Source organism: Trichocoleus sp. FACHB-46 (genome assembly GCF_014695385.1).
Taxonomy (GTDB): Bacteria; Cyanobacteriota; Cyanobacteriia; order FACHB-46; family FACHB-46; genus Trichocoleus.
In genome coordinates this window covers 1-25,956 of record NZ_JACJOD010000066.1, presented here as the reverse complement: position 1 = coordinate 25,956, position 25,956 = coordinate 1, and the positions used below count along the sequence as shown (strand labels likewise).

Annotated in this window: 21 protein-coding genes; 10 read left to right on the top strand and 11 right to left on the bottom strand. The window is 47.9% G+C overall.

Annotated features, from left to right (window positions below):
- Positions 1-972 precede the first annotated feature (972 nt).
- On the bottom strand, positions 973-1,350 hold the full coding sequence (locus tag H6F72_RS26400) for a 2OG-Fe(II) oxygenase (protein WP_190442494.1): 378 nt from the start codon (positions 1,348-1,350) through the stop codon (positions 973-975).
- 1,232 nt (positions 1,351-2,582) lie between these two features.
- Here H6F72_RS26400 and H6F72_RS26395 point away from each other — a divergent pair.
- On the top strand, positions 2,583-2,780 hold the full coding sequence (locus tag H6F72_RS26395) for a hypothetical protein (RefSeq protein WP_190442492.1): 198 nt from the start codon (positions 2,583-2,585) through the stop codon (positions 2,778-2,780).
- Between the two features lie 680 nt (positions 2,781-3,460).
- Here the strand turns inward: H6F72_RS26395 and H6F72_RS26390 are convergent.
- From H6F72_RS26390 to H6F72_RS26375, 4 genes are all read right to left on the bottom strand, one after another.
- Positions 3,461-4,609: a hypothetical protein gene (locus H6F72_RS26390; protein ID WP_190442490.1), complete on the bottom strand. Its 1,149-nt coding sequence runs from the start codon at positions 4,607-4,609 to the stop codon at positions 3,461-3,463.
- Between the two features lie 205 nt (positions 4,610-4,814).
- Entirely contained in the window at positions 4,815-5,030 is a 216-nt protein-coding gene (locus H6F72_RS26385; RefSeq protein WP_190442488.1) for a hypothetical protein, read from the bottom strand.
- A gap of 152 nt (positions 5,031-5,182) precedes the next feature.
- Positions 5,183-8,056, bottom strand: coding sequence for an ATP-binding protein (locus H6F72_RS26380; protein WP_190442486.1), 2,874 nt, complete (start codon positions 8,054-8,056; stop codon positions 5,183-5,185).
- A gap of 133 nt (positions 8,057-8,189) precedes the next feature.
- Positions 8,190-8,756, bottom strand: a complete 567-nt coding sequence (locus H6F72_RS26375; protein ID WP_190442484.1) for a site-specific integrase — start codon at positions 8,754-8,756, stop codon at positions 8,190-8,192.
- Positions 8,757-9,221: 465 nt separating this feature from the next.
- Between H6F72_RS26375 and H6F72_RS26370 the strand changes: the two genes are divergently transcribed.
- The 8 genes from H6F72_RS26370 to H6F72_RS26335 all read left to right on the top strand — a co-directional run bounded on the left by H6F72_RS26370 (position 9,222) and on the right by H6F72_RS26335 (position 19,903).
- On the top strand, positions 9,222-11,303 hold the full coding sequence (locus H6F72_RS26370) for an ATP-binding protein (protein ID WP_190442482.1): 2,082 nt from the start codon (positions 9,222-9,224) through the stop codon (positions 11,301-11,303).
- Between the two features lie 376 nt (positions 11,304-11,679).
- Positions 11,680-12,423, top strand: coding sequence for a PEP-CTERM sorting domain-containing protein (locus tag H6F72_RS26365; RefSeq protein WP_190442480.1), 744 nt, complete (start codon positions 11,680-11,682; stop codon positions 12,421-12,423).
- A 99-nt stretch (positions 12,424-12,522) separates the two neighbouring features.
- Entirely contained in the window at positions 12,523-13,818 is a 1,296-nt protein-coding gene (locus H6F72_RS26360; protein WP_190442478.1) for a DUF4331 domain-containing protein, read from the top strand.
- Between the two features lie 152 nt (positions 13,819-13,970).
- Positions 13,971-15,368: a tetratricopeptide repeat protein gene (locus H6F72_RS26355; protein ID WP_348252585.1), complete on the top strand. Its 1,398-nt coding sequence runs from the start codon at positions 13,971-13,973 to the stop codon at positions 15,366-15,368.
- Between the two features lie 31 nt (positions 15,369-15,399).
- Positions 15,400-16,821, top strand: a complete 1,422-nt coding sequence (locus tag H6F72_RS26350) for a nickel/cobalt transporter (RefSeq protein ID WP_199299326.1) — start codon at positions 15,400-15,402, stop codon at positions 16,819-16,821.
- Between the two features lie 47 nt (positions 16,822-16,868).
- Positions 16,869-17,219, top strand: a complete 351-nt coding sequence (locus H6F72_RS26345) for a hypothetical protein (protein ID WP_190442476.1) — start codon at positions 16,869-16,871, stop codon at positions 17,217-17,219.
- A 547-nt stretch (positions 17,220-17,766) separates the two neighbouring features.
- Entirely contained in the window at positions 17,767-17,985 is a 219-nt protein-coding gene (locus H6F72_RS31255) for a recombinase family protein (RefSeq protein WP_190442515.1), read from the top strand.
- A gap of 1,201 nt (positions 17,986-19,186) precedes the next feature.
- Positions 19,187-19,903, top strand: coding sequence for a DUF5673 domain-containing protein (locus H6F72_RS26335; RefSeq protein ID WP_190442475.1), 717 nt, complete (start codon positions 19,187-19,189; stop codon positions 19,901-19,903).
- Between the two features lie 663 nt (positions 19,904-20,566).
- Here H6F72_RS26335 and H6F72_RS26330 read toward each other — a convergent pair.
- The 6 genes from H6F72_RS26330 to H6F72_RS26305 form a co-directional block, all read right to left on the bottom strand.
- Positions 20,567-21,127, bottom strand: coding sequence for a hypothetical protein (locus H6F72_RS26330; RefSeq protein WP_190442471.1), 561 nt, complete (start codon positions 21,125-21,127; stop codon positions 20,567-20,569).
- Between the two features lie 191 nt (positions 21,128-21,318).
- On the bottom strand, positions 21,319-21,717 hold the full coding sequence (locus H6F72_RS26325; RefSeq protein WP_190442470.1) for a hypothetical protein: 399 nt from the start codon (positions 21,715-21,717) through the stop codon (positions 21,319-21,321).
- On the bottom strand, positions 21,717-22,448 hold the full coding sequence (locus H6F72_RS26320) for a ParA family protein (protein WP_190442468.1): 732 nt from the start codon (positions 22,446-22,448) through the stop codon (positions 21,717-21,719). Before H6F72_RS26320 ends, H6F72_RS26325 begins: the two co-directional genes overlap by 1 nt.
- Positions 22,449-22,661: 213 nt before the next feature.
- The gene (locus tag H6F72_RS26315) at positions 22,662-22,949 is read right to left on the bottom strand and encodes a hypothetical protein (protein ID WP_190442466.1); all 288 of its coding nucleotides are present in this window, start codon (positions 22,947-22,949) and stop codon (positions 22,662-22,664) included.
- A gap of 160 nt (positions 22,950-23,109) precedes the next feature.
- Positions 23,110-23,673, bottom strand: coding sequence for a site-specific integrase (locus H6F72_RS26310; RefSeq protein WP_190442464.1), 564 nt, complete (start codon positions 23,671-23,673; stop codon positions 23,110-23,112).
- Between the two features lie 152 nt (positions 23,674-23,825).
- Positions 23,826-24,857, bottom strand: a complete 1,032-nt coding sequence (locus H6F72_RS26305; RefSeq protein WP_190442462.1) for a DUF4917 family protein — start codon at positions 24,855-24,857, stop codon at positions 23,826-23,828.
- A 153-nt stretch (positions 24,858-25,010) separates the two neighbouring features.
- On the opposite strand from H6F72_RS26305, the gene H6F72_RS26300 reads away from it, so the two are divergent.
- The gene (locus tag H6F72_RS26300; RefSeq protein WP_190442460.1) at positions 25,011-25,709 is read left to right on the top strand and encodes an NUDIX domain-containing protein; all 699 of its coding nucleotides are present in this window, start codon (positions 25,011-25,013) and stop codon (positions 25,707-25,709) included.
- Positions 25,710-25,956: the final 247 nt, after the last annotated feature.

Below are 25,956 nucleotides of genomic sequence, written 5' to 3'. Positions count from 1 at the left end.
CAAAAAAAAGGAAGCCACACTTATACAAGTGCGGCTTCCTTTCGGGCAGACCGTTGTTATTTAGTTGTTGAACTACCAACCTAAAAAGCTGCTGTTTTAGACTCGGCAGTTTCAGACGTTTCTAAACAATACTATATTGTTTAGCGGCAATCAAGTCGCTCTGAGAACGCTTTTAGAACTTATTTAATAACGTAGTTCACTTGAGTATTGGGATACTCAGGTACAACAATATACAATCACCAAAGTACAGGTTGATGTCAATTCATTCACTGAGAATGAAATTAAGATAGTGATACTGCAATGAAATACCACGTATCGCTGTAATAGGGGTATGGCAACGATTCGTGTAAGAAAAGGCTATTTGCCTTGAGTTCCTGCCAGAAGTGAAGTTGCAGTTAAGGGCAGTGAGATTTATGACCACCTATTTCAAATGGACTGAATCTGGCTTAGATAACTTAAAAGCTATGGTCTGAAATTGTAATTCTGTCGCAGCGATCGATCGCTGAAACTCTCTAAAACGGTCTGAGTTGTTGCGTGCTTTACAATAATTCTGATTCAGAACCTTGCTGCGATAGAGGCTCTAAAACCTAATCTAGCTTAGGCTTTCCAGCATATCTTGTACTTATGAAAACATGAGCGATGAATACTGGCTAGGCTGACATGCGGGCGATCGCCCGCATGTCAGTCGGGAGTCTGCAAGGAAACTGGAACAGCGGGCGATGCGGAAACTGCAGGCGGCGGGGGTGTTGACCTGGTGGGCAGGATGTGTACTGCGTATACAAGGGTGTGTACCAAGTACACAGGGGCCAGCCTAAAGAATTGAACGCAAGGATGGATAGAGCTTTTACTCCACCCCGCTCCAGCCGCTAATGTCCCCGCGCGGATGGGCTTCTCCATTCCGCAGAATTGATTCTTCGATCCCGCAATTTTGAGGGATCGATAACCATGCGGGTTTCAGCGAGCTTTTTAGAACTAGTGGTACATCCACAGCGGACTATCCTTCGTCTGGAGTACTAAAAAGAAGGACAACGTACTTCGCAATCCACGCACCTTTCCCACAGCGTGCACGAGCTGAGAGTTAATGAGGATCATCTCGCCCACACGCGGTGTCAAGGTGAGGTCTGGCTCGCCAAGATAGTCCCGGTCTACGCTACATTCGCAGGCAATAGGGTTAGAGGCATGCTCTGGCCGAGAATTCCAGATCGCGAGTTCGCCACCCGTATCTCCCACTGAAAGATAGATGTTGCCTGAGAGTTGGGCGTATGGCTCTGCAAACTCCGCGTGGCTGTACCAATCACAGCGATCTACATGAGGACGTAATTCAGTTCCATGCTCGATCGTGCGCGCCAAACATGGTCTCATTGTCTGGCCCGATGGGTGTTGCAGGGTCGTGAGTCCGGCAGGCCACGTCTCATTAAGAGCTGCGCGCACAACATCCGTGGGCAATACATGCGGTGCCCACACGTCTTGCAGTTCCTGCATTACGGCCTCGGCGGTTGAGAAATATAAATGTTCTTTTTCCGGTGTCACAGCTTCAAAGAAGCTCATCCCAACGGTATGCATGTGCTGGAAGTTGCGGTAACTCGCCCCGTGGGTGAGTTTGCCGAGCTGCGCAGCAACCTGTCCGGAGAACACTGGGTCACACACACCCGTCACACGTACAGCGGCTATTTCACCAGTAGCAAGGGAGGCGAGAGCCGATGCCAATCCATAGTCAAGGTGGCATTCAGCCACAGCTAAACTCACGCTTTTGTCAAGGGTACCGAGTGCCATTAGTAGATGCTCCCACCAAGTTCGTTGAGTTATTTGCCTGGTAATCAGATTTTGGCAAAGACGAAGACAACGAAGTGATCAGCGTTTCTCGTCCTCCCATCCTCCCAGCGCCCTGGTCCTTTTAGGACTAACGCTTATTTTCTCCCAGTACAATAAATCTAGTAATATGCAATACGAAGTATCAGTTGTAACTTTTCTACTATTTATTTTACTGAGACTACTTAGCTAAGTATCAGTCTGAGGCAGTGAGCGGGCCTCATTGCTTTCAGTTTTGTTGTCACCGCGACGACGGCTACATCTATCGTCGTAGATGCTGTTTTCTTAATCAGCCCCCGCCCAGAAAAAGTTTAGGGCACTTGTCATCGCGCTAATAGTTGTTGTCGTCGTCGTTCTCCGCCCCTCCTCAGAGATGTCAGTTGTTCATCTCTACAAAAAGATCACGCCCTTTCACGCCTATTTTTAGGACTAGTGGGTGTTGGATACTTTACACGTAGAACACGTGAGGCCATAAGCAACAACTATTTGCGCCACCGGGGCAATAAGTTTGACCGATAAAACTGATTTCGGCTCGTTAGCTAGGGAACTCCTTAACGCTTTTAGGCATTGAGTTAAACTCAGCGGAGTGGGTGACTGCTCCGCTGAGTTTAACTCAATGCCATTACTCTCCTGACTGCTAGCAGCGGAATCTATGGAGCGAACTAAATTGCTAGTGGGAAAATATCCGTGATCGCTCGGTGCCAAAGGTAACTGCCACGAGGCACTCTAGAATCGTCATCTAATGTTGGCAATTCAACGTTTGCCTAGCCGCTATGCAGTCTTTAGTGCTTTCCCAAGCGTCTGATTTAGAAGAATTGATTGGCAGTATTTTCTTGTGTGGTAGCTTGACTGCAACAGAGTATCGCTGGCTAATTACTCTGTCTACGGCCAGAGCGGCTCAAGAATCAGACAAAGTCTTAATTGCTCGAGTCTTGTATGGGATTCGCCACGGCCTCTTCGCCCTTGTATAGCAATGGAGTTAAACTCAGCGGAGCAGTCACCCACCCCGCTGGTCTTCAGAACCGTGCATGAGACTCGTTGCCTCACACGGCTCCTTAACCGCTCGGTGCTTGTCACGCAGACTTCGGTGCAATTCGCCCTTGTATAGCAATGGAGAAATTTTGGTCGCTAAGGCTAGAAATCTTACTGCTTAAAGCTTACTTAGCTTTGCACAAAATGTAGCCAGGAATGCCTCGTTTCGGTAATGCTCTATGAGCTAGGACTTAACCTCTAGAGGTGCTGATCAGCAAGCAGTAACTCTAGTACTAACTTAATCTCAAGATTGTTCAGGGTGGGTATTACGAGTAAAGTAAGAGCAAGGTTTCAAAAGGTAAACGATCGCCCCGTTTACTGAGAGGGCGATCGTTTTTTATTACCGCCTATCCCGCTCGAGTTCAACATAGACGGCGTTAGGGCATTACAAGCTGCGGGGTATGCTGCATATTTAGCAAAGCCTGTAGATTTAGAACAACTAGTTATTACCATTGCTGTCTTAACCCAACCAGCAACTTTCGTTGAGCGAGAGACTCCCTTTCCTCTAGCTTTTTGAGTCAATAATTCGAGCTGGTTTAGTAGTGGGCCTTGACTCTCTAAATAGCCAGTCTCAAGGCCAAGGGAAAGATGCACTCTCCTCTTGGCCATTTTCCAGCGTCTAGATGCTGCTGCAACTAGGTCCAGGGAGCTGGCCACGAGCCACATCAGGCCCCTTAACCGCTACAGTCGTAGTGCCAACAGCCCAGCGTCCATTCAAGGTGACGGAGAACTCACCTCGCTCAAATCCTCCACCCGGTTGCCATTTGATCCCACTAATCTTTGCATTGGGGTCAGGGTTGACCAACTCCCCTTTCAGAGAAGAGTTCAACACCCTAGCACAAGGAGGCAACCCTAACACCCAGTTGCTCAAGTCCTGAGCCACCGGTAACTCTTCCACGTAGTAGCGCCAGATCGAGCTACTGCTTGTGTAGTTCACACCTAAGAAGGTGACGCGATAGCCATTACTTAGGGTGATAGACTGCCTCCCACTCGTTTGAGTCGTGCTGCCCGTTGTAGTACTGGTATTGATGGTGTTGGTGGTGCTAATCTGCTCGACTCGGTTGATCTGGGTTAGGGTAGCGTAGTTGCAGGGTTGCTCAAACACCACCCGCTGGTCTCGCTGGCCATCGCGCACATCGTAGCGAATCTGAGTCTCCACTCGCAGCTGTAGCTGAGAATAATCGACGTTTGTACTTAGCTTCAGCTGGTCGAGTCGAATCACTTCTGGATTCAAGGTGATTTGTCCGGCTTGGTTAGCCACTAAGCGAGCGCCAGTGCTGGTATAAGCCTGGACCCATTGGTTGTTCTGGCGGGCATAGACGATGTAGACGACGTTGGCATACCGAGTTACCGGTTTTTGCAGAACATTGAGTTGCAGAACGAGTGAGCTCGAGTTGGCGAGTCGTGCTACGTTCACATAGCTCCGCCACCCTTGACTTTCCTGAACTCGGATCTCGGTCGTGCGCTCATAGTACTCAGACTCAACGCGATCTCGTTTCCGATTCTCCTTGCGATCGTCATCCCGCTTCCGTTCTTTATCCCGCCCTTTTTTATCATTCTTGTGGTCTTTTTTATCATCTTTGTCGTCTTTACCTGCCAGCAACCATCTCTGAGTGTTATTTGCTTGGTTTAGAACAGTTTGATGTAAAGAGTTTGTTGGAGACACAGGGACCGCAGCCTGGGCCGCAGCAGGAATTGCAGGGATAAGGGCGAGCGTGGTACAGAACAGACGCAGGCCCAAAGAGACACCGATAGGTGAACGTGGCATCAGCAGTGAATTCTCCTCAATCAACCTCAAGGTTTGGGTAACAGATAGGCTAAGTCTTTCAACTAGATTCTGTAGGTGTAAAGTTCCCTAGCAGCAGTGAACTTGATATCAGCTTTACAGAAGTAGGATAGAACTCTACAACTGTTTAGAATCGGCCTGCTGTACCAATCTCTGTGAAGCACTGTTTCATCTATTGCCAGCTGATTCACAGTTGTGTAGCAGGAACGTCAACAATGCCGAAAATGACTAACTTCGGCATTGTTGGAGGTGCGATCGCTTGAGTTCTCAATGGTTTGAGGCGTACTACAAAAAGCACGTCACTATTCGTTTTCGGCAATGTTTGCAAAAAAACATATAACACCTCCTCGCAAGCCGAAAAATCAAGAGGTGCGATCGCAGCATTTTGATCACGCCCTTTCACGCCCCTCGGCTCATCCAGGAAATTTATCCAATTTAGTCCTAGTGGAAAATTAGCATTATTATCCGCTGAGACTAATTTTTGAGGGTGCAGCGGGGTGCTTAGAAACCTGTACCGTTCCACCCACGGGCTGTGGGTACTTTCCATTTCCTCACTCACTTTTTTCTTACCAAAGTTGTGATGGCTTTGATGAGTTTATCGGGTTCAATGGGTTTGGCGAGATGCTGCTGAAATCCCGCTTGCAGAGCTTGCTGGTGGTTCAACTCTCCCACATAAGCAGTTAGGGCGATCGCCGGAGTTTGCCCGCCCTGCTCTGGGGGTAAGGCTCTCAGTTGCTGCATCAGCATATAGCCATCCATGTGCGGCATGCCCACATCACTGACAATGACATCTGGAACAGACTGCTCTAGGACTTCCAGTGCTGCCTCACCAGAGCTAACCGCTGTGACCTTAGCGCCATTTTGTTCTAGCAGAAAAGCCTGAAATTCGCGGGTGTCGGTATCGTCATCCACCAGCAAAATCTGAATGTTGTCTAAAGGCACTTTTGTTTCTGTTTGAGTGCAGCTTGGCTGAGGAACGATTGATGCTGTTTGCGGCATGATAGGCAATTGCACGAGGAAGGTTGCACCTTGATTCTCCCCAGCGCTCTCTGCACTCACCGTGCCCCCGTGCAGTTCCACAATTTGCCGCACGATCGCCAGACCCAGACCTAAGCCCCCAAATCTGCGGGTAGTGGAACCATCTGCTTGGCGAAAGTACTCAAACACATAGGGGAGGAATTGGGAAGAGATGCCCATGCCTGTATCCCTCACACGAATTTGAGCCAATTGACCGACTTGTCTGAGTTCAACCGCTACCTGTCCACCGTTGGGTGTGAACTTAACTGCGTTAGTGAGCAAGTTCCACACGACTTGCTGGAGTCGGGCCGCATCACCAAAGACGGGAGCGATATCCGAGGTGAGGTCCAGCACGATGGCAATGCTCTTGGCTTCTGCCGCCAACTGCACGGTTTCAAGGGCAGCAGAAATCACAAACGCCAAACTGGTAGGGGTCGCGGTTAAGGTCAGCTTGCCCTGCATAATGCGGGCGATGTCAAGCAAATCTTCAATCAGTTGCGATTGCAGCTTGGCGTTGCGTTCGATTGTGGCGATGGCTTCGGCTTGCCGGGTAGTATCGAGTTTGCCGGTTTGCAGTAAGCGCGTCCAGCCGAGAATTGGGTTCAGAGGCGATCGCAGTTCATGAGACAGCACCGCTAAAAACTCATCCTTGATGCGGTTGGCGCGTTCGGCTTCCGCTCGCGCTGCCTGTTCGCGCTCTAGAAGCTGCTGACTTTGAGTTTCTGCTCGTTTGCGGTCAGTAATATTACGGCTAACAGTAGCTAATCCTATTGGCTGGTTATTCGCACCTGTAATGTAAAAGACGTTGTAGATCATCCACACCGCTGCACCCGTCTTGAAATGACGGAACCGAATTTCTACCTCTGCCCGTCCTTCCTGTAAGACACGAGGAAAAAACTCGTTAATAATAAAGTCTTGATCCTCAAGAAAAAAGAAGTCTTTGACCGAGGTTTCGACATATTGCTGGATATCATCTAGCCCGACCAGTTGCTGACCTGCTGGATTGACATAAAACGGGACAAAATTCATATCGCATATACCGATGAACTCTCCACTGTTATCGGCAAGAGAAACAAACTTTTGAATTTCAATCTCTGCCTGTTTGCGCTCGGTGATATCGCGTGCTGCTCCGAACCATACTTCAATTTCACCCTGTGCGTTCAGCAGTGGAATAGCGCGTGAGTGAGTCCAGCCCAATGTGCCATCCACGCGAATGACACGGTGTTCCAACTCGCAAATGCTTTTGGTGCGGATGGATTCTCGAATGACTGTTAGCACGTGCGGCTGGTCGTCCGGGTGAATATATTTTTTCAACCAGGAGATGCTTGGGTCACTGGTATCGGCGATGAAATTCTTCCCTTCGAGAAAGCGCATCTCACTCCAATCCGCGCTCATACTGTAGACCACGTCGGAACTTGTCTCAATGAATGCCCGAAAGCGATCCTCGGATTCGCGTAATTTTTCTTCCGTCTGCTTGCGCTCGGTGATATCCGTGTTCGTGCCCCCTAACAACCCTAAAAGTTTGCCGCTGGAGTCAAAGAAGGGAACTGCTACATAGCTTTCAACTGAAAATGGCTTCAGTAAGGGTGCATCAGGGAACTGAGCTTGCACATGGCGGGGGTAGCAGCAAGTTTTTCGTTGTTCAATGACTTCCCAGCAGGGCGTATCTTGCAGCGGGTATTCCAGGTTATCCACAAGCTGAGCGTGAGCGCAGGTGGCGATCGTTCTCAGCATTTTGGGCTCATCACCTTCTACTAGGCCGATGTAGGCATAATCTACGTCTAAAGCTTTAGCAAGGTGCTGCACCAGAGTCGAGAAAAAAGCCTCACCCGTGACCGTCGCCACGGCTTGAGTAATCTTTAGCAAAGCCGCATCTACCTGAGCAATTTGATGAGCTGCCAATCTCAATTCCAGTTCATCCACCACCATTGCGGCCAGGTCAACCAAGGTTGCTTGTTGCTTGAGACTCAAGGGCTCGTGGGGTTGAGTATCGAGCAAACAGAGCGTGCCGAGGTTGAAGCCGTCTGGAGTTAAGAGAGGGGCACCTGCGTAGAAGCGTACACCGGGGTCACTTTGGACAAAGGGGTTACAGGCAAAGCGATCGTCTTTGCGGGTATCGGGAACAATCAGAGGCTCGTTCATTAACAGGGCAAAGCTGCAAAGCGTTGCATCACGCGGAACTTCACAAGCATCGAAGCCAATGGAGGACTTAAACCAAGCCCTGGACTCATCCACTAGAGAAACCAGGGCGATGGGTAGGTCAAACAGCCGTGCTGCCAGGGTAGTAATGCGATCGAATGCGGTTTCGGGGGGAGTATCGAGAATCTTGTAGCGATGCAACGCTGCCAACCGCTCAGTTTCGTTTGCCGGGAGGGGTGTGGTTACTATCTTTTGAGGCAGTTGGTCAGTCATAGCAACCAGGAGGAAAAGAATCAGGATTGGTGTGAGTCGCAAGCCATAAGGACAACTTTAGACTCTAACCAGTGCATTAAATCAGACTGGCGATTGCCTTTGAGTCACTAATCTGTTAGCAACTGGCTATACCTTAAAATCTGAGAGCCGCGATCGCCCCTTCCAGCTGCAACTCCGACACCTCCAGATATCGTTGAAGCGCCTGCAAACTACGATGCCCGGATATCTCCTGAATCACCCGCAGCGGCACTCCTGCACTGCTCATCTGGGTTAGAGCCGTTCGCCTAAAACTATGTGTACTGACTCCCACTAGACCCACGCGATCGCACGTCTCCCGTAGAATTTCGTCTGCCGACTTGGGGTTAATGTGCCCGCGCCCGTGCCGTCCGGAGAAGAGGTACTGTTTACCCGCCCCGGCGCAGTACGTCTCCAGGTATTCCTTGAGAACCGAATTGACCGGAATCTGGCGCGTCTCCTGCTTGCCCTTTGTGTGGGCCTTGCGGAGCGTCATCTTAGTTCTGACCCCCGCCGCGTCATAGGCATCCGTGGTGAGCATCGCGCAGGCTTCACTGATGCGACATCCCGTGTAGAGACAGATGCCGAATAAAGCGCGATCGCGATCGCCTTCAAACGCCTCGAACAATTTTCCAATTTCATCAGGTGTCAAAACTTTGGCTTGGCCGTGACCGTCTACCTTCATTGAGCAGCCTCAACATTTAGCTGAAGTAATTCTATTTTCTTCAGGTAACAAGCACAAAGCATTGATACGCCGTTGTTACATCTCAACGAGAAGAGGCAGTTAATCCCAGCTTATCGATCGCTCTCTTCCCAAAAAGGCTGAAACCCTCATTCTGTCGTTAACCGATAAGTTTTACTTAATTCCCTAGTGTCGGTCGCATCGTTATAGTTTGAGCCAGTTCGGGGTGAGGTAGACTGTCTGGCCTTTGGTCACAATCCTACGGTGACTGCGTCCACAATTTAGGATGATTCAAAAATGGCAAATAAACGTTGTAGCTCAACCCTGTAAGCGCCTCCTTAAGCGATCGCTAGCAATCTCAAATAGGCAACAATTCAGCGATATAGCGATATATTGAACATCAAAAGAATAACCTTACTGGACGAATTACAGCGGTTTTTAGCTCTCCGCACTTTTCTGTAATTTTTCATGCCATCCTTATCTGAGCATCTAGAGGCAGTACGCCAGCAGCGATTCGTAGGACGTACCCACGAGCGCCACCTATTTGAGTCAGCTTTAAACCGAGCTGAGTTGCCATTTTATGTCCTGCATATTTTTGGGCCTGGTGGCGTTGGCAAAACCACACTTCTGGGAGAATTTGCCCGCCTCTGTGAGCCAGCCCAGATCCCCGTCATCCAACTAGATGCCCGCAACATCGAGCCATCGCCAGAGTCCTTTTTAGAAGCTCTGCGATTTCATCTGAATCTAGCTTCGACCGACTCCCCTTTAGTAGCTTTAGCGGCTCATACAGGTCGCCAGGTTTTCGTACTCGACACTTACGAAAATCTCGCTTCCCTTGATAGTTGGCTGCGCGAAAAGTTTCTACCTCAGCTTCCTGCCAATATCCTCACCGTGATTGCGGGTCGTCATGCACCTGCGGCGGGCTGGCGGACTGATTCAGGCTGGCAAGCTTTAATCCATCTTTTACCCTTACGGAACCTTAGCCCAGAGGAAAGCCGAGATTATCTAATCAAGCGAGCCGTTCCGGTAAATCAACATCAGGCCGTGCTCAACTTTACTTATGGGTATCCTTTAGCTCTATCTCTAGTCGCAGATGTCTTTGCTCAGGGGCAAGAGTTAAGTTTTCAGCCTGAAGCTGCTCCGGATGTCGTCAAGAACCTCCTCGAGAGATTTGTGCAAGAGGTGCCTAGCTCTGCGCATCGCGTTGCTTTGGAAGCTTGTAGTTTAGTTCGGTTGACTACAGAAGCCTTGCTTGCGGTCATGCTCGATCAACCGGATGTGCATGAACTTTTCGACTGGTTGCGATCGCTCTCTTTTGTCGAGTCGGGGCGAGCAGGTTTATTCCCCCATGATCTGGCTCGTGAAGTGTTAGTAGCTGATCTACGCTGGCGCAATCCCGATTGGTATGCCGAACTCCACCAGCGATCGCGCCAGTACTACACCCAGCGCCTCGGCCAAACTCAGGGGGAAGCTCAGCATCGGGTGCTATTCGACTACATTTTTCTGCATCGGGATAATCCTGCGGTTCGCCCTCGCTTTACTTGGCAAGAAACCAGCAGTTTAGTCACGGATACATTCCATCCCAGCGATAGCCCCGCGTTGCTTCAAATCGTCACGACTCATGAGGGAGCAGCTTCAGCCCAGTTAGCAGACTACTGGCTCGAAAGACAGCCCCAAAATGTATTGGTGTTTCGAGATGTAGAGCAGCAACTGGTCGGCTTTGTCATGACTCTAGCCCTGCACCAAGCCACTGCCGCAGATGTGGCTGGCGACCCGGGCACCCAAGCCGCATGGTCTTATCTTCAAACCTATGCTCCTCTACGCTTGGGCGAAGGAGCGACATTATTCCGTTTTTGGATGGCACGAGAAACTTATCAGGCTGTTTCTCCAACCCAAAGCTTGATCTTCATTAACTTTGTTCAGCATCATCGCCTCACACCGAAACTGGCCTTCACTTTCTTCGCTTGTGCCGATCCGGATTTTTGGGCGGCCATGTTCGCCTATGCCGATTTAGCCCGCCTACCTGAGGCAGACTTCACCATTGGGGAGCAGCGCTATGGGGTTTATGGGCATGATTGGCGAGTGGTGTCACCAATGGCTTGGCAGGAGTTATTAGCCCAGCGAGAAATTGCTGCCTCCGCGCAGGCTGCTACTCCTGCACCTCTGGGTGAACCTCTCCTAGTTCTAAGCCAACCTGCTTTTGCGATCGCAGTTCGAGATTTGTTGCGACACTTCACCCATCTGGATCGGCTCTACCATAATCCTCTGCTGCAATCTCGACTGGTGATGGAGCGATCGCCTACCAACGCAGGTAAAGCTGAGCGAGTAGCGGCTTTGCAGCACTTAGTTCAGGAAGCAGCCGCATCGTTACAAGCCTCTCATCGGGAAGCAAAACTTTACCGAGCGCTCTATCATACTTACCTTCAGCCCACTCCGACCCAAGAGCAAGTTGCTGAGTTACTCGATGTCCCCTTCAGTACCTTTCGTCGCCACCTCAAAAACGGTATGGCTCGGCTGACCGAAATCCTCTGGCACCAAGAGATTAGCTAAGCACAGCTCAGCAAAAGTGAACAAAAAATGAGCACTTTTTGGCCTGGAAATTCCTGACTTCGTCGAACACAGTATGACTGTAAGTTCTGCATGTCTGGCTTGCACTCAAGCAATTTCAGGCATCCTCTATAGATCACCCAAATCATTACTAGACTGTGTCTCAGTCCTCGTCTTGAAGCAATGTAATCTATTTTACTTGCTCTTTGCGGGATTTCAGGAGCGGAATTTTAGGAGCGAGATTGTTTTACCTAACTTAGGATATACCACTTAAGACATAGCGAATCTCAATCCGTCCTAGCCCCAGCGACCGTTGCTATAGACACTCCCTATTTGGGTAAATGAGAGAACTTAGAAAACTTCCTTAAGAGGAAAATTTGTGAAAAAATTTATACCAGCAATATTGCTGTCTACGTTAGGGGTATTTTTGGCTGCTAGCCCTAATCATGCAGTCACTTTGATTGAAAGTAAAGATGCAGGCCAGACCCTCAACACAGCTCAAGTCATCCCCTCTGGGTCAGCTTTACTAGAGTTTCTTGCTGGAGCCTTGGCAGACAACGATGCTGATCTGTTTCAAATTTTTTTAACTGGGGGACAGACCTTTTCTGCTACCACTATCAGTCTAGAAACCTTGGTGGATTTGCCAGTCAATCAGCTTCTCGGAGCGCCTACAGCCCTGCTGGAAGATCCGCAATTATTTCTATTTGACGCAGAAGGTAAAGGTATCTACGGTAACGATGACAGCTTTGGCTCCCTACAGCCGACGCTGCTCTCTGGCGCGTTCTCTCCTAGCCAATCTGGCCTTTACTATCTAGCGATCGGGAGTGCTGGCTACAACCCCGTTAGTAACAATGGCGACATTTTTGCGACTGGCACCAATGATGTCCTAGAATCCACAGGACCAGGGGGTGAATTGCCCCTGAGTGGTTTTGCGGGAACGAGTGCAACCCGTGGCACTTATGCGATCGCCTTGACAGGAGCTAGCACCGCTGCCCAATCCACCCCGCCCGCCAGCGTGCCAGAACCGACTGCTGCTCTGGGCCTGATGGCGCTGGGTGCTGGAGCTACTTGGAGCCAATGGAAATCTAAAAAACAGCAACGCGCTTCAGTTCCTCTGACATAGGTACTTCCATCTAGATTTCACTACTAATCTCGCCAAGATGCCGCCCTACCTCGGCTGGATGCAGTCTACTCTTTGATTTTTTTTAGGAGACCTCTAATAATGCCTAAGCCCCCTACGCCCCATAAGGCTAGCCCCTCATTGAATGAACCCACGACTGCCCCTAAAACTTCTGCCCGCCGTTGGCGCTTTGGCCTTGTGGCTCAGTTAAGCCTGCTAGTTTTAGGGATTGCTTTGACTGCTGGCTTAGCACCTCAATACTTGAAAGCGTCCGACCACGATGATGGTGAGGTGGATACTAAAGGCCGCAATTTGAATTTGACCGATCTATTTGTCTTTCGAGAACAAGATCAGAATCCCAACGCTTCAGCCGGGGATCTGATCTTGATCATGAATACAAACCCGCGATCGCTGGCTCGTCAGCAATACTACTTCAGCACCAAAGCCCGATATGAGTTTAAAGTCTCGCGAGTGGGCAACAATGATGCGACTCCCACAGGTGTACCAGATGTAACGCTACGATTTGAGTTTGACAAGCCCAATGCTAAAGGCCAACAGGGCATGAAGCTGACGGCAATTCGCGATGGGGCGACCTTAGTTGCAAATCAGCAGTTGCAAACGACAGCGCTCAATACTGCTCCCGAAGTCAGCCAGGTCGCGCTCGGAGGTTCCCAGGTCTCTGTTTTTGCGGGGTTACGAGAAGATCCATTCTTCTTTGATGTGGAGCAATATTTCCGAGTTCGGGCAGGTGCGCTTGGTATTGGCCCCAAAGTAGGTTTCCGCGACCCTAGCACCGCAATTGATTTTGCTAAGGGCTATAACGTCAACGCGATCGCAGTGCGAGTCCCCATCCAGTTTCTGCAAGGCGCTACCGCTACAACAACCTTTGATGTTTGGGAAACCATTTCAGCAGCGGGACCAAACGGCAAATTTACGCAGGTGGAGCGTTTAGCCAGACCCGCAATCAACGAAGGTTTGGTTGTAACCAATGACTTCTTGAATGCCTTAAACAGCGTGGGGCCTGATTTTGAAGCGGCGGCTTTAGCGGGCAGACAACCTGCGGCTAATATTGCTGGCCCCATTGTGGGAGAAGTCAAACAGACCCTGCTGGCCTTTGGCAATCCAGAAGCACGAGCCAATGCCTTGCTCGGTGCCTTTCTGCCTGATGTTATGCGGATTGATACCACAGGCCCAAGTGGCTACGCCAATGCTCTCAATGCTAAAGGCAGTCCAATTCGGGGTCGCTTGATCAAAGATGACGTGATCGATATCACCTTAAGCGTGGTGGCTGGGCAACCCTTGAGTGACAACGTCTCCTATGAAGGTCAACCTGGTAATCCCGCTCAAGGTCACAAGGCGCTTGAGCCTACATTCCCTTATTTAGCCCTGCCTAATTAAGCAAACCGCGATCGCATCTTGATTCTCCTTGCCCAAGAAACCTTCAATGCGTTTCTCTGCTTTGGTGGTAACGCCTACCCGTAGGTAGGTACAAGGGGATTGAGATGCGTCGCAAGCATAGATGAGACGGGGAGCACTAAGGAGTAAGAGCTGTGAAACTGATAAACTACGACGCTTCAGCAGCTTGGCAAAACAGGCTCAGAGCAGTTCTATCGTCACCGCGTTTGGTGGCTCTGCCTGTCGTGGGCCTGCTTGTTTTGATTCCAATTGGCTTGGGCTTGTGGCAACAGCAGTCTAGGGCACAGCTCAATCCCTTGTATCGCTATCAGTTCTCTCGCCCTGATCCGGGCAAGGTGACGCAATCGCTGGAACGAGAGATGGCTTTCTATCAAACGCGGATTCTCTCAGACCCAAAAGGAGGGCTGAATCGGGCAGCTTTGGCTAGAACTTACATAAAAATGGCGCGCGCCACAGGGGAAAGCAGTTGGTATTTACTGGCAGAGCAAACGGCGCAACAGTCGTTGGCTAACTTATCCTTCTCTAACTCTGAAGCAGTTTTGGTCCTGGCCCGAGTGGCAACTGCAAGACATGATTTTGCTGAAGCTTTGCGCCTGTTGAAGCAAGCCCCAGGTAGCCCAGATGCACTCTCTATTGGGACCACGGCCCACTTAGCGCTAGGTGATATTGCAGCGGCTAACACAGCGGCAGAGCAACTTGTGAAGCAGACTCCTTCTCTAGGAGCCTTAACGCAACGGGCTTTAGTGAAGGTGGCTCAAGGCCAAAATCAAGCAGCAATTCAAGATTTACAACAGGCGATCGCCGTAGAAGAACCCGAGGAAACCGGGAGTTCTGTCTGGGCACGTACCCTCTTAGGGCGGTTGTACTTCAAGCGAGGCCAACTTCCGCAAGCACAGGCACTTTACAGAGAAACGTTGCGGATTTTGCCCCAGTATCCCCCAGCTCTACTGAATCTAGCTGAACTAGAGGTACGGCAGGGAAATTATCGGGCAGCAGAGCGTTATTATTCTCAGTTTGCTTTAACTTCTCAAAAATCCCCAACCGTTCATGATCATGTGGTGATGCGTGGCATGGCCCGCGTCAAGGAACTGTTAGGAGATACGGCTGCGGCCCAATCTTGGCGAGATCGAGCAGAGGCGCGGTTACGGGAAGATCTGACCGGGTTTGGTCATCGTCGCGAACTGGCGCACTTGTTGCTAGAGCGAGGCAGACCAGAGGATAAGGCGGAGGCATTGACCTTGATGCAGCAAGAGGTGCGGGCGCGGCGGGATGCTGAAACTCTAGATACCTTTGCTTGGGCCTTATCTAGCGCAGGACGTTGGCCAGAAGCACGGCAAGCAATGCAGGCAGCACTGCAACCAGGGATTCGAGATGCAGCTTTGTTCCACCGAGCGGGTGTGATTGAACAAACCTTAGGCAACCCAGCGGAGGCTCAACATTTTTTCCAGTTAGCCCAAGAAGCAGATCCTACCTTTGATCAGCAAGCTCAGCGGGCTTTGGGTTTAGGGGTAGGACTTTTAGGGTTGAGCTGAATTCTTGATCAGAAGCAGGATTGACAGGGTTATGAATGTTGTGAATAGAAAGTGGTATCGCCTGCTCAGGCTCAGTCTGTTTTCCCTTTTGGGGTCTCTCTTGCTTTGGGCCGCAACTGCGACGCCGAGTCAATCGCATTGGGCAGACTTGGCGGTGGCAGAGATTAGGGTAGCTGAAACTCAAGCTCAAATCACACTTACCTTTCCTACAGGTCTACTGGCCTCAGCCGATGATAACCAGGATAACCAGCTTTCCCCACCGGAAGTCACCAAACACCAAAGTGAGATTCAGCGTTTTTTAAGCGATCGCATCCGGCTGAGTGATTCCCAGCGCCAAACCAGTACTTTAACGGTTCAACCCGCCGACACGACTACGCTGCCATCTAATCTGCAAGCGACAGCAGGGACTCATAGCACCTTACTCCTGACTTACACTTGGCTCCGTCCGATTCAAGGGCTGAAAATTTACTACGATTTGTTTTTACCAGGAGTGCCGACAGCCCGTTGTCTAGCGACCATTTTTCATCAAGGACAAGTGCAGAATGCCATCTTTAGTCCTGAAAATCGGGAATCGGCGTTAATCCAAGGGTCGCCTTGGCAGCTAGCGGCAAGTGTGCCGATCGCGATCGCCGGGGCTTTTCTGTGGGGAGCCATGCACGCTCTGACACCGGGACATGGCAAAACCATTGTTGGCGCTTACCTAGTCGGGTCACGTGCCACGGTCCAGCACGCTTTGTTTTTGGGGCTGACTACTACCATCGCCCATACAACTGGTATCTTCGCCCTAGGGTTAGTCGCCCTGTTTGCTTCTCAGTTTATTTTGCCAGAACAGCTTTATCCTTGGCTGAGTGCAATTTCTGGGCTGATTGTGGTCGGCCTAGGCCTCAACTTGTTCTTCAGTCGCATGCACGGCAACCAGTGGTTCAGTCGTTGGTCATCGCGCAGAAGCCAGAAACCTACTCACCATTTGCATGGTCACGCTCATGAGCATCACCCTCATTCTCATGGTCACGCTCATGAACACCCTCATCCTCATGAACACGAGCACGAGGCTCACTTAGATACTCATAGCCACAGTCATGGAGGTCATACTCACTCGCATTTACCCCTTGGAGCGGATGGCACCCCGGTTACTTGGCGGAACTTGCTAGCCTTAGGCATCTCTGGCGGTTTGTTACCTTGCCCTTCTGCCTTAGTGTTGTTGCTGAGTGCAATCGCCTTAGGTCGTGTTGGCTTTGGCATCGTGTTAGTTTTGGCCTTTAGTTTGGGATTGGCAGGAGTGCTGACTGGCTTGGGATTACTTCTGGTTTGCACCAAGCGCCTGTTTGAGGGATTGCCCGTCCAGACACAATTAGCCAAAGTCCTGCCTGCCCTAGGAGCTTTAGGAATTGCCTTATTAGGAGCAGTGATCACAGTGCGAGCTGTGATGCAAATTGGGTTAGTGACAACTTGAAAAACACACTTCAAAGACACGTTTAGCAAAATACGAGGTCAAATATAATGCTGAGATCTTTACGCTTGACCGCCTTAGTCTCTGCAGCCCTAACTGCTTTCTTGCCAGAGGTGGCTTTCAGCCAATTGCCTGTGGGTGAGGCATCTTACCCTGCTGTCGTCAATCCCAACACAGATGTACCTCTTTGTTATTTCCAAGCGGAAAATGGGCAAACATTTGACCTAGGCAAACTATGTAATCAAAACGCTCCAAGGGTGGAGCTGGCTTCAACCAGTTTCGGAGCCCAGAATTGCTATTTTGTTGATGCTACAGGTCGCCCCTGCGCCCCATCCACAAGCCAACCGCAGAGTCAGTCAATGGTTAACCAAGTAGCGCCATCCAGCCCACTTCGCCCTTAAGAAGCTTTTGAAAGGTTAACCATTGGCCTTGCTTACGAGCAGCGTTAAGCAGAACTTCAGTAAGCCTTCCTAACTGCGACCGCAGAAAAGAGGAGTGTAGATTCTCCCGGGTCTATCCAGAGGATTACTACACTTTAAAGGTCTGGAACCATGACAGACAATTTCCTCTTTCAGGCGTCAATCAGTCTCATCAAAACGAGAATTCATTTTCTGAAGTTATGACCATATTTGTACGAATATATTGAACCAGAAAAAGCCAATGATGAGCGGTGAGAACAAGTAACGACTCCACATCCTAAAGGCTTGGTTGCAGAGAAGGATTACATAGATGGCTATCTCGATTATTTTGATTGCTTATCGAGAGCATCAAATCCTGCATTGTCCTGGCGATCGCGATCATTGATTACGTACTGAGCAATCAAGGACTATCAAAAAAGGGATATAAATTGACGAGGCTGAAACGGCCTTAAATCAGGGTGGGAGTTTTAACTAAAAGCCCTATCAAAAAAGGGTCCTTTTTTGATAGCCTTGCTGCATGAAGTAAACCATTTGTGCTCTATACCTTCGCATTTCAACTGTAGATAAAGGACAAGATACTGACAACCAACTTTTACAACTAAAAGAATTTTGCGATCGCCAAGGTTGGCAGATTGTCGACATCTACATTGATCACGAATCGGTTCGCAAGGGTAAGCGTGAGCGTGGTGACTTCAGCCGCATGCTTGAGGATGCAGCGAAGCAAAAGTTTGATGTATTAGTGTTTTGATCGCTCGATCGCTTCAGTCGCGAAGGCATCCGTAAGACGATCGCCTATCTACAACAGCTCAGCAACCTAGGCTTTAGATTCAAGAGCTACACTGAGCCGCTGCTAGATACCGAAAATGAATTGGTGGCCCACATCGTTGTAGGAGTGTTTGGCTTACAACACTGTGAAAGACTACCTAAATCGGTTGGATGAAATCTCTTCTGTATCGACTGAAGATTTGGAAACGAGGCGAGTTTGACCGTAACTCAGAGGTTTGAAGCTGTAGTAGGAATAAGCTTGGCTGTCGAAACCCTTTACTTATGCAGAAGTTGCCTACAGACCTCGAGGTCTTGAATATGATCTATAAAATGTATTTCGACAAATACATTAGCTTTAAACAAGAATCACCCAGTAGGTTGAAGAAAGCATTCGTTCCAATTGATGTTCCTTTAATGGCAAAAAAACTTCAAACTGAAACGGATATTGTATTCAATCGTTTGTATTATCACTTTGAGAAAAAGTTTGGTTATAAGAAAGATGACAATCTCTCCGTCAACTTTTTTTTACGCTCGATAGGCGTTGGAGAACAACAGGAAACTAGCTGCATCAATTTCCCTTACATGACGAGTGTATTAGCAACGTTGCGTCATGAGGAGCGAAAATACTGGCGAACAACCTCAATAGCAATGACCTCTCTGTTGATTTCAATATCGTCTTTTCTGATATCGGTTATTAGCAATTTACACTCACGATGAGGCTTTATTTATACGTTTATGAGGCATGCAACCATTTGTGAAGAAATAGAACGGTAGGTTGTCAAAAAAGTACATCTTTTGAGTGGTGGAACCACAATCCAGTCCACTTTGTACTAGCAGGGTAGCGGCGAAGGCTAACTCTGTGATCGCCCTTACTCTCATGATTGAGATACTGTTGATATCTCAGCTATTGAGATACTGAAAACTCTTGCTATCGGGTAGTTTCAAACAATAAATTCCTGCCTTGGGGTAATAGGGAGCTACACTGCGATCGCTCTTTCAATCCAGACACTACAGTTTAAAAGAGCTCATAGTTGATACTGCCTTGGATATGAGCCAACGACAAGTTTGGAAATGATAGGCTGATGGAAAGGGACTTTTTTTGGGGGGAATATACAGCAAGTTTCGACATAACTCCCCCTATTTCAGGTGATTATGCCAAAACTTATTGAGTTGAGGAAAATGTTATGGGGTGGTTTTTGGATTTCTTAATCTTTTTTGTAGTTCTGATAGCTGGCTCAGTTTTGTTTAACTACATAGCAGCAGAACGAATAGTAGGACGCAAAGCTGCCCGTAGAAATTTTCGCTATGCAACTGCTTGGATCTTATTTGGGCTTCTATCTGGATTTGCCCTTTTCTTTGTAATTCAACTATTAGGCCGCTATGGTTGGATAAGCTTCTACATCCTATCTGCTGTTGCGATTAGTACAAGATGGATTAGCTGGTTTTTTAGAAAGCAAGAAGTTGGTTCTTTATTAGCAGATGTGGGAAGAACTCTAAAGAGCAAAATTATATTCTGGATTGGCTTGATTCAAGTTGTACTTGCAGTTATTCAGACATGGTTATTTTTTACGCCAGCTCTAAATGGAATTCCGGAATATACTACCCTGGAACTAGAAATATCTAAACTCATCTTTTGGTGGTCGTTCGCTAGTTTCTCTATGGCTCTAGGCTTAAATAAACTTGAGTTTAGAGAGAACGGTATTTGTTTCATGTATTCACTCATCAGATGGCAAAGAATAAATTCGTATGCTTGGGAAACAGATAAATTAAATGTGTTGACGGTTCGATTCAAGCCACGCTTTCCTCTATCGCCAGGCTTTACAAGCCTGCCTATTCCTGCAAAACATAAAGAGGTAGTAAGCCGTATTTTAGCTGAGCGACTACCAGGCAAGAGACTATAGTTCTATTGAGCAAAGAGCGGTCTAACAAGCCGCTGTACCGGAATGTCTAGATATGATCGGTTGAGGCACAAAGGTTGTTAGACCGCCTATTCAATTAGAGCGATCGCTGCGCTTAAGCGATTGAGATACTGTTGATATCCCAGCTACTGAGAATGATTGAAATCCCTGATATACCAGGACTTTAAGCTAAAGCCTGCCTTGGGGTTGTAGGGGTCAGAAACCCAAAGTGTAGGGGATCTCTAGTGATATTTAGGCAAAGTTTAGGAAAGAAAAGTAAAGCGCTCTCTACAACCTATAGCTAGAGGGCGCTTTACTATTTCCATGAAAGGACTGCAAATCCTTTACCTCACATCAACCTGTCAAATATTCGGTCGTTTTATTTACTCTTCCCTTGCCCAAACCAAAATGCAGCTTCCACTACTCAATATCTGTAAATAAATTCGTTTCTAAATCAACGTCTCAATTCTTCCTAAAGCGGATGAGTTTGTTTACGGGCATGTCTAAAAGGGGCTGCTTCTGAAAGGAGGGAATTATTGGTGCCGTAGATTTGGTAAGACGAGAGAGCCGCTGACCTCACTATGATCGTCAGCTAACCCTTGCGTGCACCAAGCGGACTGGTAAACTCTGGTCTGTTTATTACCCACCCCCGTTGCTAACCCCACCTCACTCCGGGGCTGGCTTCGGGACAGTCCATAGCCCCTCGGACGGCTTGAGCTGTCCAACAAGCTTCCCATCCTCGAAGATCGTCACTTTCCGATAATTCGCTCTCGGCACTTGGATGGCCAGGAAGAACTTGAACTGCGCAGCGTCAACGTCGGACTTCGGGCGCTTCAGTCGATAACGCAGCGTCAACTCCCCCGCTTTGGTCGTCACCCGCTCAACTTCGAAAATTCGGTCCGCCTTCGACGGATCGGGAGATGCAGCGAACACGTGCGCCACCATGAGGATTTGGCTCTTCTCGTACAGACTCGCCTCCGGATGGAACGGGCGGGGATCACCGGCGATCGGTGCGGGATGGAACACCTGGTCGTACTCTTGGGGCGTCCGGATCATCGCGTAGAATCGCGGCTCGGCCTGCTCGTCCCAGTTGACTAGGAAGTTCTGATACGCATACATCGGGATGCGATTGTAGCTCTCGGCACATTCCCGCGCCATCCCCGTGCCGCCCATGACCACCAGGAAGCTGGTCGCCACACCGAGGATGAGCGTCTTTGAGAGTCGCATGAGTGAGTCTCCATCAAGGAATAGTGTGCTATTGAAAGTCTCTGTGAAGTAGCACCAAGCTAGCAAATCTCAAGAACTCAAGCCTGGATTTAACTTTGCCTTTATCGCCACTTCATTAAGGTAATAGTTGAGTATCAAATAGTTTAAGGAGTTAGTAGCCTTATACTCTAAGCTTCTAAACCTCTAAACCTCTAAAGGTTTAATATCTTTCGTAGTTCCTCAACATTCTTGACTTGGCTCCACTCCACACTGCTAGCTTGGAGTAAGTCGATCGCTGCTCCAATCAAGTGCTGGGGGAATACCCGCTCATTTGGAGGCACAGGCTCAGAGTTGTTTTCCCGCACAGTTCGGGCAGTGTCATTGAGCCACTCATGCTGACGGCGAGTAATCTTGATGTTGATAGGGACGAGCTTCCCCTTGTCGTCACCTTGTTTCTGAGGTGCAGGGTGTGACGTTGAATCAGGAGGGGGAGCAGTTACTTCTTCAATCTTTGGCTCCTCAGCTACCACTGGCTCTGGTTGAGATTGAGTCTTAGCTGTTTTACCAAAGTCGCTCAGCTTTCCCAGTCCACCCATTCTTTTATTACTCATTACTTAAGCCCCCATAGCTTTGTGCATTCCTTAGTCAGCGATCGATAAGCCAGTGCCCCACTCGAACTAGAGGCGTAATCTGCCACTGGTTGTTGTTGGGCAATCGACTCGGCAACCTGGATGTTTTCTGGAATCGTGGTGTGGAGTAATCGATAGCCTAGGTCAGCGGCAGACTCGATCAGTAAGTCATCAGCTTCTCTCGTCAGCACCAGCCTAGGTTTGTAGCGAGTCCTCAGCACCTCAATTGGAATATCTGGGTTCTCACCACGGATGAGGGCGATCGCCTCAGATAATCCCTTGAGTGCAGCAGGCTCACAGAGGGTCGGAACCAACACTCGATCGCTGCTGAGGATTGCTTGGACTGATGCCACGCTCAAACTGGGTGGACAGTCCATTAATATCACACCATACCCTAAAGGCATTAGACCATTAAGGGATGAGGTGAACAGGTCAGCTTCGGCAGTCAGCCTAAACATCCCAATGTCACCGGGGATGAGCGAAAGATTCTTAACTGAGGTTGTTAGGGGTGCGATCGCCTCATCACTAGTTAGCCAATCTAGAGCAGTCGGCTCTTGTCCATCCAATCCCAAACCAAAGCTCAAGGTGCGCTGTCCATCCAAGTCGATCGCTAGGGTATTGAACTTAGACTTGGCGAGGAATGCTCCCAGGTTTAGAGCCGTAGTGGATTTGCCAGTGCCGCCTTTGAAGTTGAATACGGCAATTTTAAGCATATAGGTTAATGGTTTAATTCTTTATTTCTATAAAAGTATTAGACGTTTATGTATTTTGTCAATAAAGCTTAAGCATATGAGAGCAGCTATAACCGGAGAAGCTTCAACAACTACTTACAATAACGCAGTAAAAGCATTAAGGCTTTAACCTTTAATACCTTTATAAGAAGTGATTATTATGCGGGAATAAGTGGTACTTAGGCAAGGTATTCTCTACAAAAATGCTTGTAGCTTTTCTTCAGTAATCCAGCCTCGTGCGATCAAGACTTCGCTCAACTGCATACCTGTAATCTGCTGGTCACGCAAGGCAATATCTCTTTGGCTAGCTGAGATTAATCCTGCTTCTATAAGTCGTTCAGTGAGTAAATTCTGGGAAGACTCGGATTCGGATGGCAGTTCACCTCTCAACGCTTCAGCTCCTCCGCTCGGAAAAACATACACAACCGTTTGGCCTGTCTTTCCTAGAACTCGGATTTCGTCATCATCCATTTCTGAATTCATAATGTACCTGCTTCAAATACCACGGTTACTGACACCCACAAAAGTGCCATTTATAAGCAAGGAATATCACGCCTTGAATTGAATAGCATCGTGAATAGTACGGCCTACAAATTCAGCATAAAACTGCAAAAAGGCTGTTGGCACCCTTTGTTTTCTGCTCTCACAACTGAGCGATCGCCTGTTCCAACTGCTCATCCGAAACCTCCAGGTACTCTTGCAGTGCAGCCAAACTTTCGTGCCCGGAGATCTCTTGAATTACCCGTAAAGGTGTACCCAAGTTCGACATCCTAGTTAAAGCAGTTCTTCTGAAACTGTGGGTACTAGCCCCTTCAATTCCTAATGCCTCGAATGCTCCCCTCAGAATTGCCGCTGTTGAGTCTGGGTGAATGTGCCCCCGGCCCCAACGACCGGGGAAGACATAGATTTTTCCGGCGCTTGATTGATGGGCTGCTAACAATGCGGCAAGTTCTGCCCTCACTGGAATGGAGCGGGTAGATCGCTTTCCTTTGGTATTGCCCTTCCTGAGTGTCAGTCGCGATCGCACACCCCCAGGTCCGTAGATGTCCTCAGTTCTAAGGGAGCAGGCTTCGGCAATGCGGCAACCTGTGTAGAAACAGACGCCAAACAAAGCTCTGTCCCTTGGATTGGTCAGACGCACTTCAAATAGTTGGGTGACTTCACTGGGAGTGAGGAGTTTAGCTTTGCCGTGGCGGTTGACCTTCATGGGAATTTATATCGTAAAATTACAATTTTACGATGTACAAGGGTCAAACTATTGGAACTACGTTACTAAAACCAGGATTATAATTGCGTAAAAAGCTGGCTCGCCCGGTCGTTGGCCGGGGTGAAATGTGTAGTAGTTAATATGTCGCACAGCTATGCTGCCATAGCACAGGGAGAATTAACCCAGCATCCCTCACTAGCCGAATCGAAAAAGATAATTTCTAGCTCCGGATCAATTAAGAATGTTTTTACTTTTTTAGTGATTTCGTTACATTTTTCTTCAATACTTCCTGAATTTGTACGTACAGAAATAGCTAAGGCTTTGACTTTATTCCTTCCTTGACTTATAGCTTTAAGAATATGTTGATCTTGATCATTCATAGACCATCCATATATCGCTATGTTAGAGCCAAGATTTCTTAAAACCTCTTGATAAACCGTTCTTAGATAGGGGCTACGCTGAATAGCACTAGCCTTTTGTTCAGAATTTCCCTCACTGACGAAAAGAGGAGTGTGAGAGCCTCTTTCCCACTTAGATATAATTGTCTCAAGCAGTTGACGTTTATTAGATTTAACTTTTATTTCCTCCCCAAAGATGTTGGTTACTAGACTGAGATTACCATGCGGGTAAAAAACAAGAACTGGATCTTCTCGGCGATGAGGTTTTCTAAAAAACTGCCAGTCATCTCGGAATTTACTATCTAGAAAGCAATCTTTGAATATTTTTTCTTGTCCAATCTGGTCATTGTTATACATCATTGCCCAATAAACTAACAAATCATAGTTTAGCGAAACTATTGTTTTAAAGCCCCTTAAAAAACTTGCAATATTTGGTAGGTCATTTTCTTTGACATCATCATAGTTAATATGAATTTCTCGTACTGCCTTTATTAAAGCATCTCTAACTAACTGATATGCAAGGTTGGTTCGTCCATCTTGAATATCTAATGCCTGGTTAATACTATATGTGTGCCATAAAAGCTTTAAAACTAGTTCAAAATCTTCAGTTTCTAAATGACTGAAGATTTTTTCTATATCTTCGCTGATGAAGCCTCTCTCAATAGCATTTTGAAAAAGATTTTTGTAATTAAATTGTCCATGAACTGCAATACTTGCTCCGTTTCCTAAGATCAAGCCCTGCTTAAAACTGTTAGAAATCTCGTTCCACTGGTGAATGTTATTCATCTTAATTCTCTATGTTGATTTAGGTTATTCGTTCAAAGAGACTGCGTCTCTTCGTCACTGTATGTGGGATAATGTAAATATGACACTAAGACTTTGTGTCAATATAACACAAATATCCTTTGTGTCAATATATTCATCCCACCACTGCGTGTAATGCTTTACTCTTACAAATATCCTCGACCAGCCTTATCTGTAGACTGTGTGGTATTCGGGCTAGATGATAAAGAGACTTTAAAGATACTTTTGATACAACGAAGAAATTCTCCATTTAAAGATAAATGGGCACTTCCTGGTGGCTTCATGCGCATGGATAAAGATGAGTCCCTGGAAGATGCTGCTCGAAGGGAACTGCATGAAGAGGCAGGGGTCGAAAACATATTCTTAGAACAGCTTTATACTTTTGGATCAAAAAATAGAGATCCACGTGAGTGGGTAGCCTCAGTTGCTTACTACGCTTTAGTCAATTTAAGTGAGCATTCACTTAGAGCTGCTACTGATGCGAGCGAAGCTCAATGGTTTTCTACTACTGATTTACCTGATCTAGCTTTTGATCATCAAGAAATCGTAGATAAAGCAATTGAAAGGCTTAGAAATAAGGTGCGGTATCAGCCTATTGGCTTTGAACTTTTACCTAAAAAATTTACTTTTTCTCAGTTGCAGAAACTTTACGAAAGTATACTTGGACAAAAACTAGATAAAAGGAATTTTCTGAGAAAGTTCCGTAGTATGGATCTTTTAGTTGACTTAAATGAAGTTCAAGGAGAAGTCCATCACAGACCTGCGAAGCTATACAGCTTCAATGAGAAGAAGTACGAGAAGCTTAAAGAAAAGGGCTTCAATTTCGAAATCTAGATAGAGAAGAAATGGGGTGCAGAACAATAAAATCTGGGTGTAACTGCTTCGGGCCAATTGGCACGTCATACCAAAGCAAGTAATCATCCTCCAGCTTTGTCTCCAATCTGGCAGCTAACCGTTTTCCCCCAGCGGTCATCCGAGATAAGCAGCTATTCAAAGCGGGAATCAAGGTTGCCATAAGGTTTGAAAATCGTTGGAACTGGTTGGATCTAGGCTTAATTTACCCAACGCCGTTGCACCAACT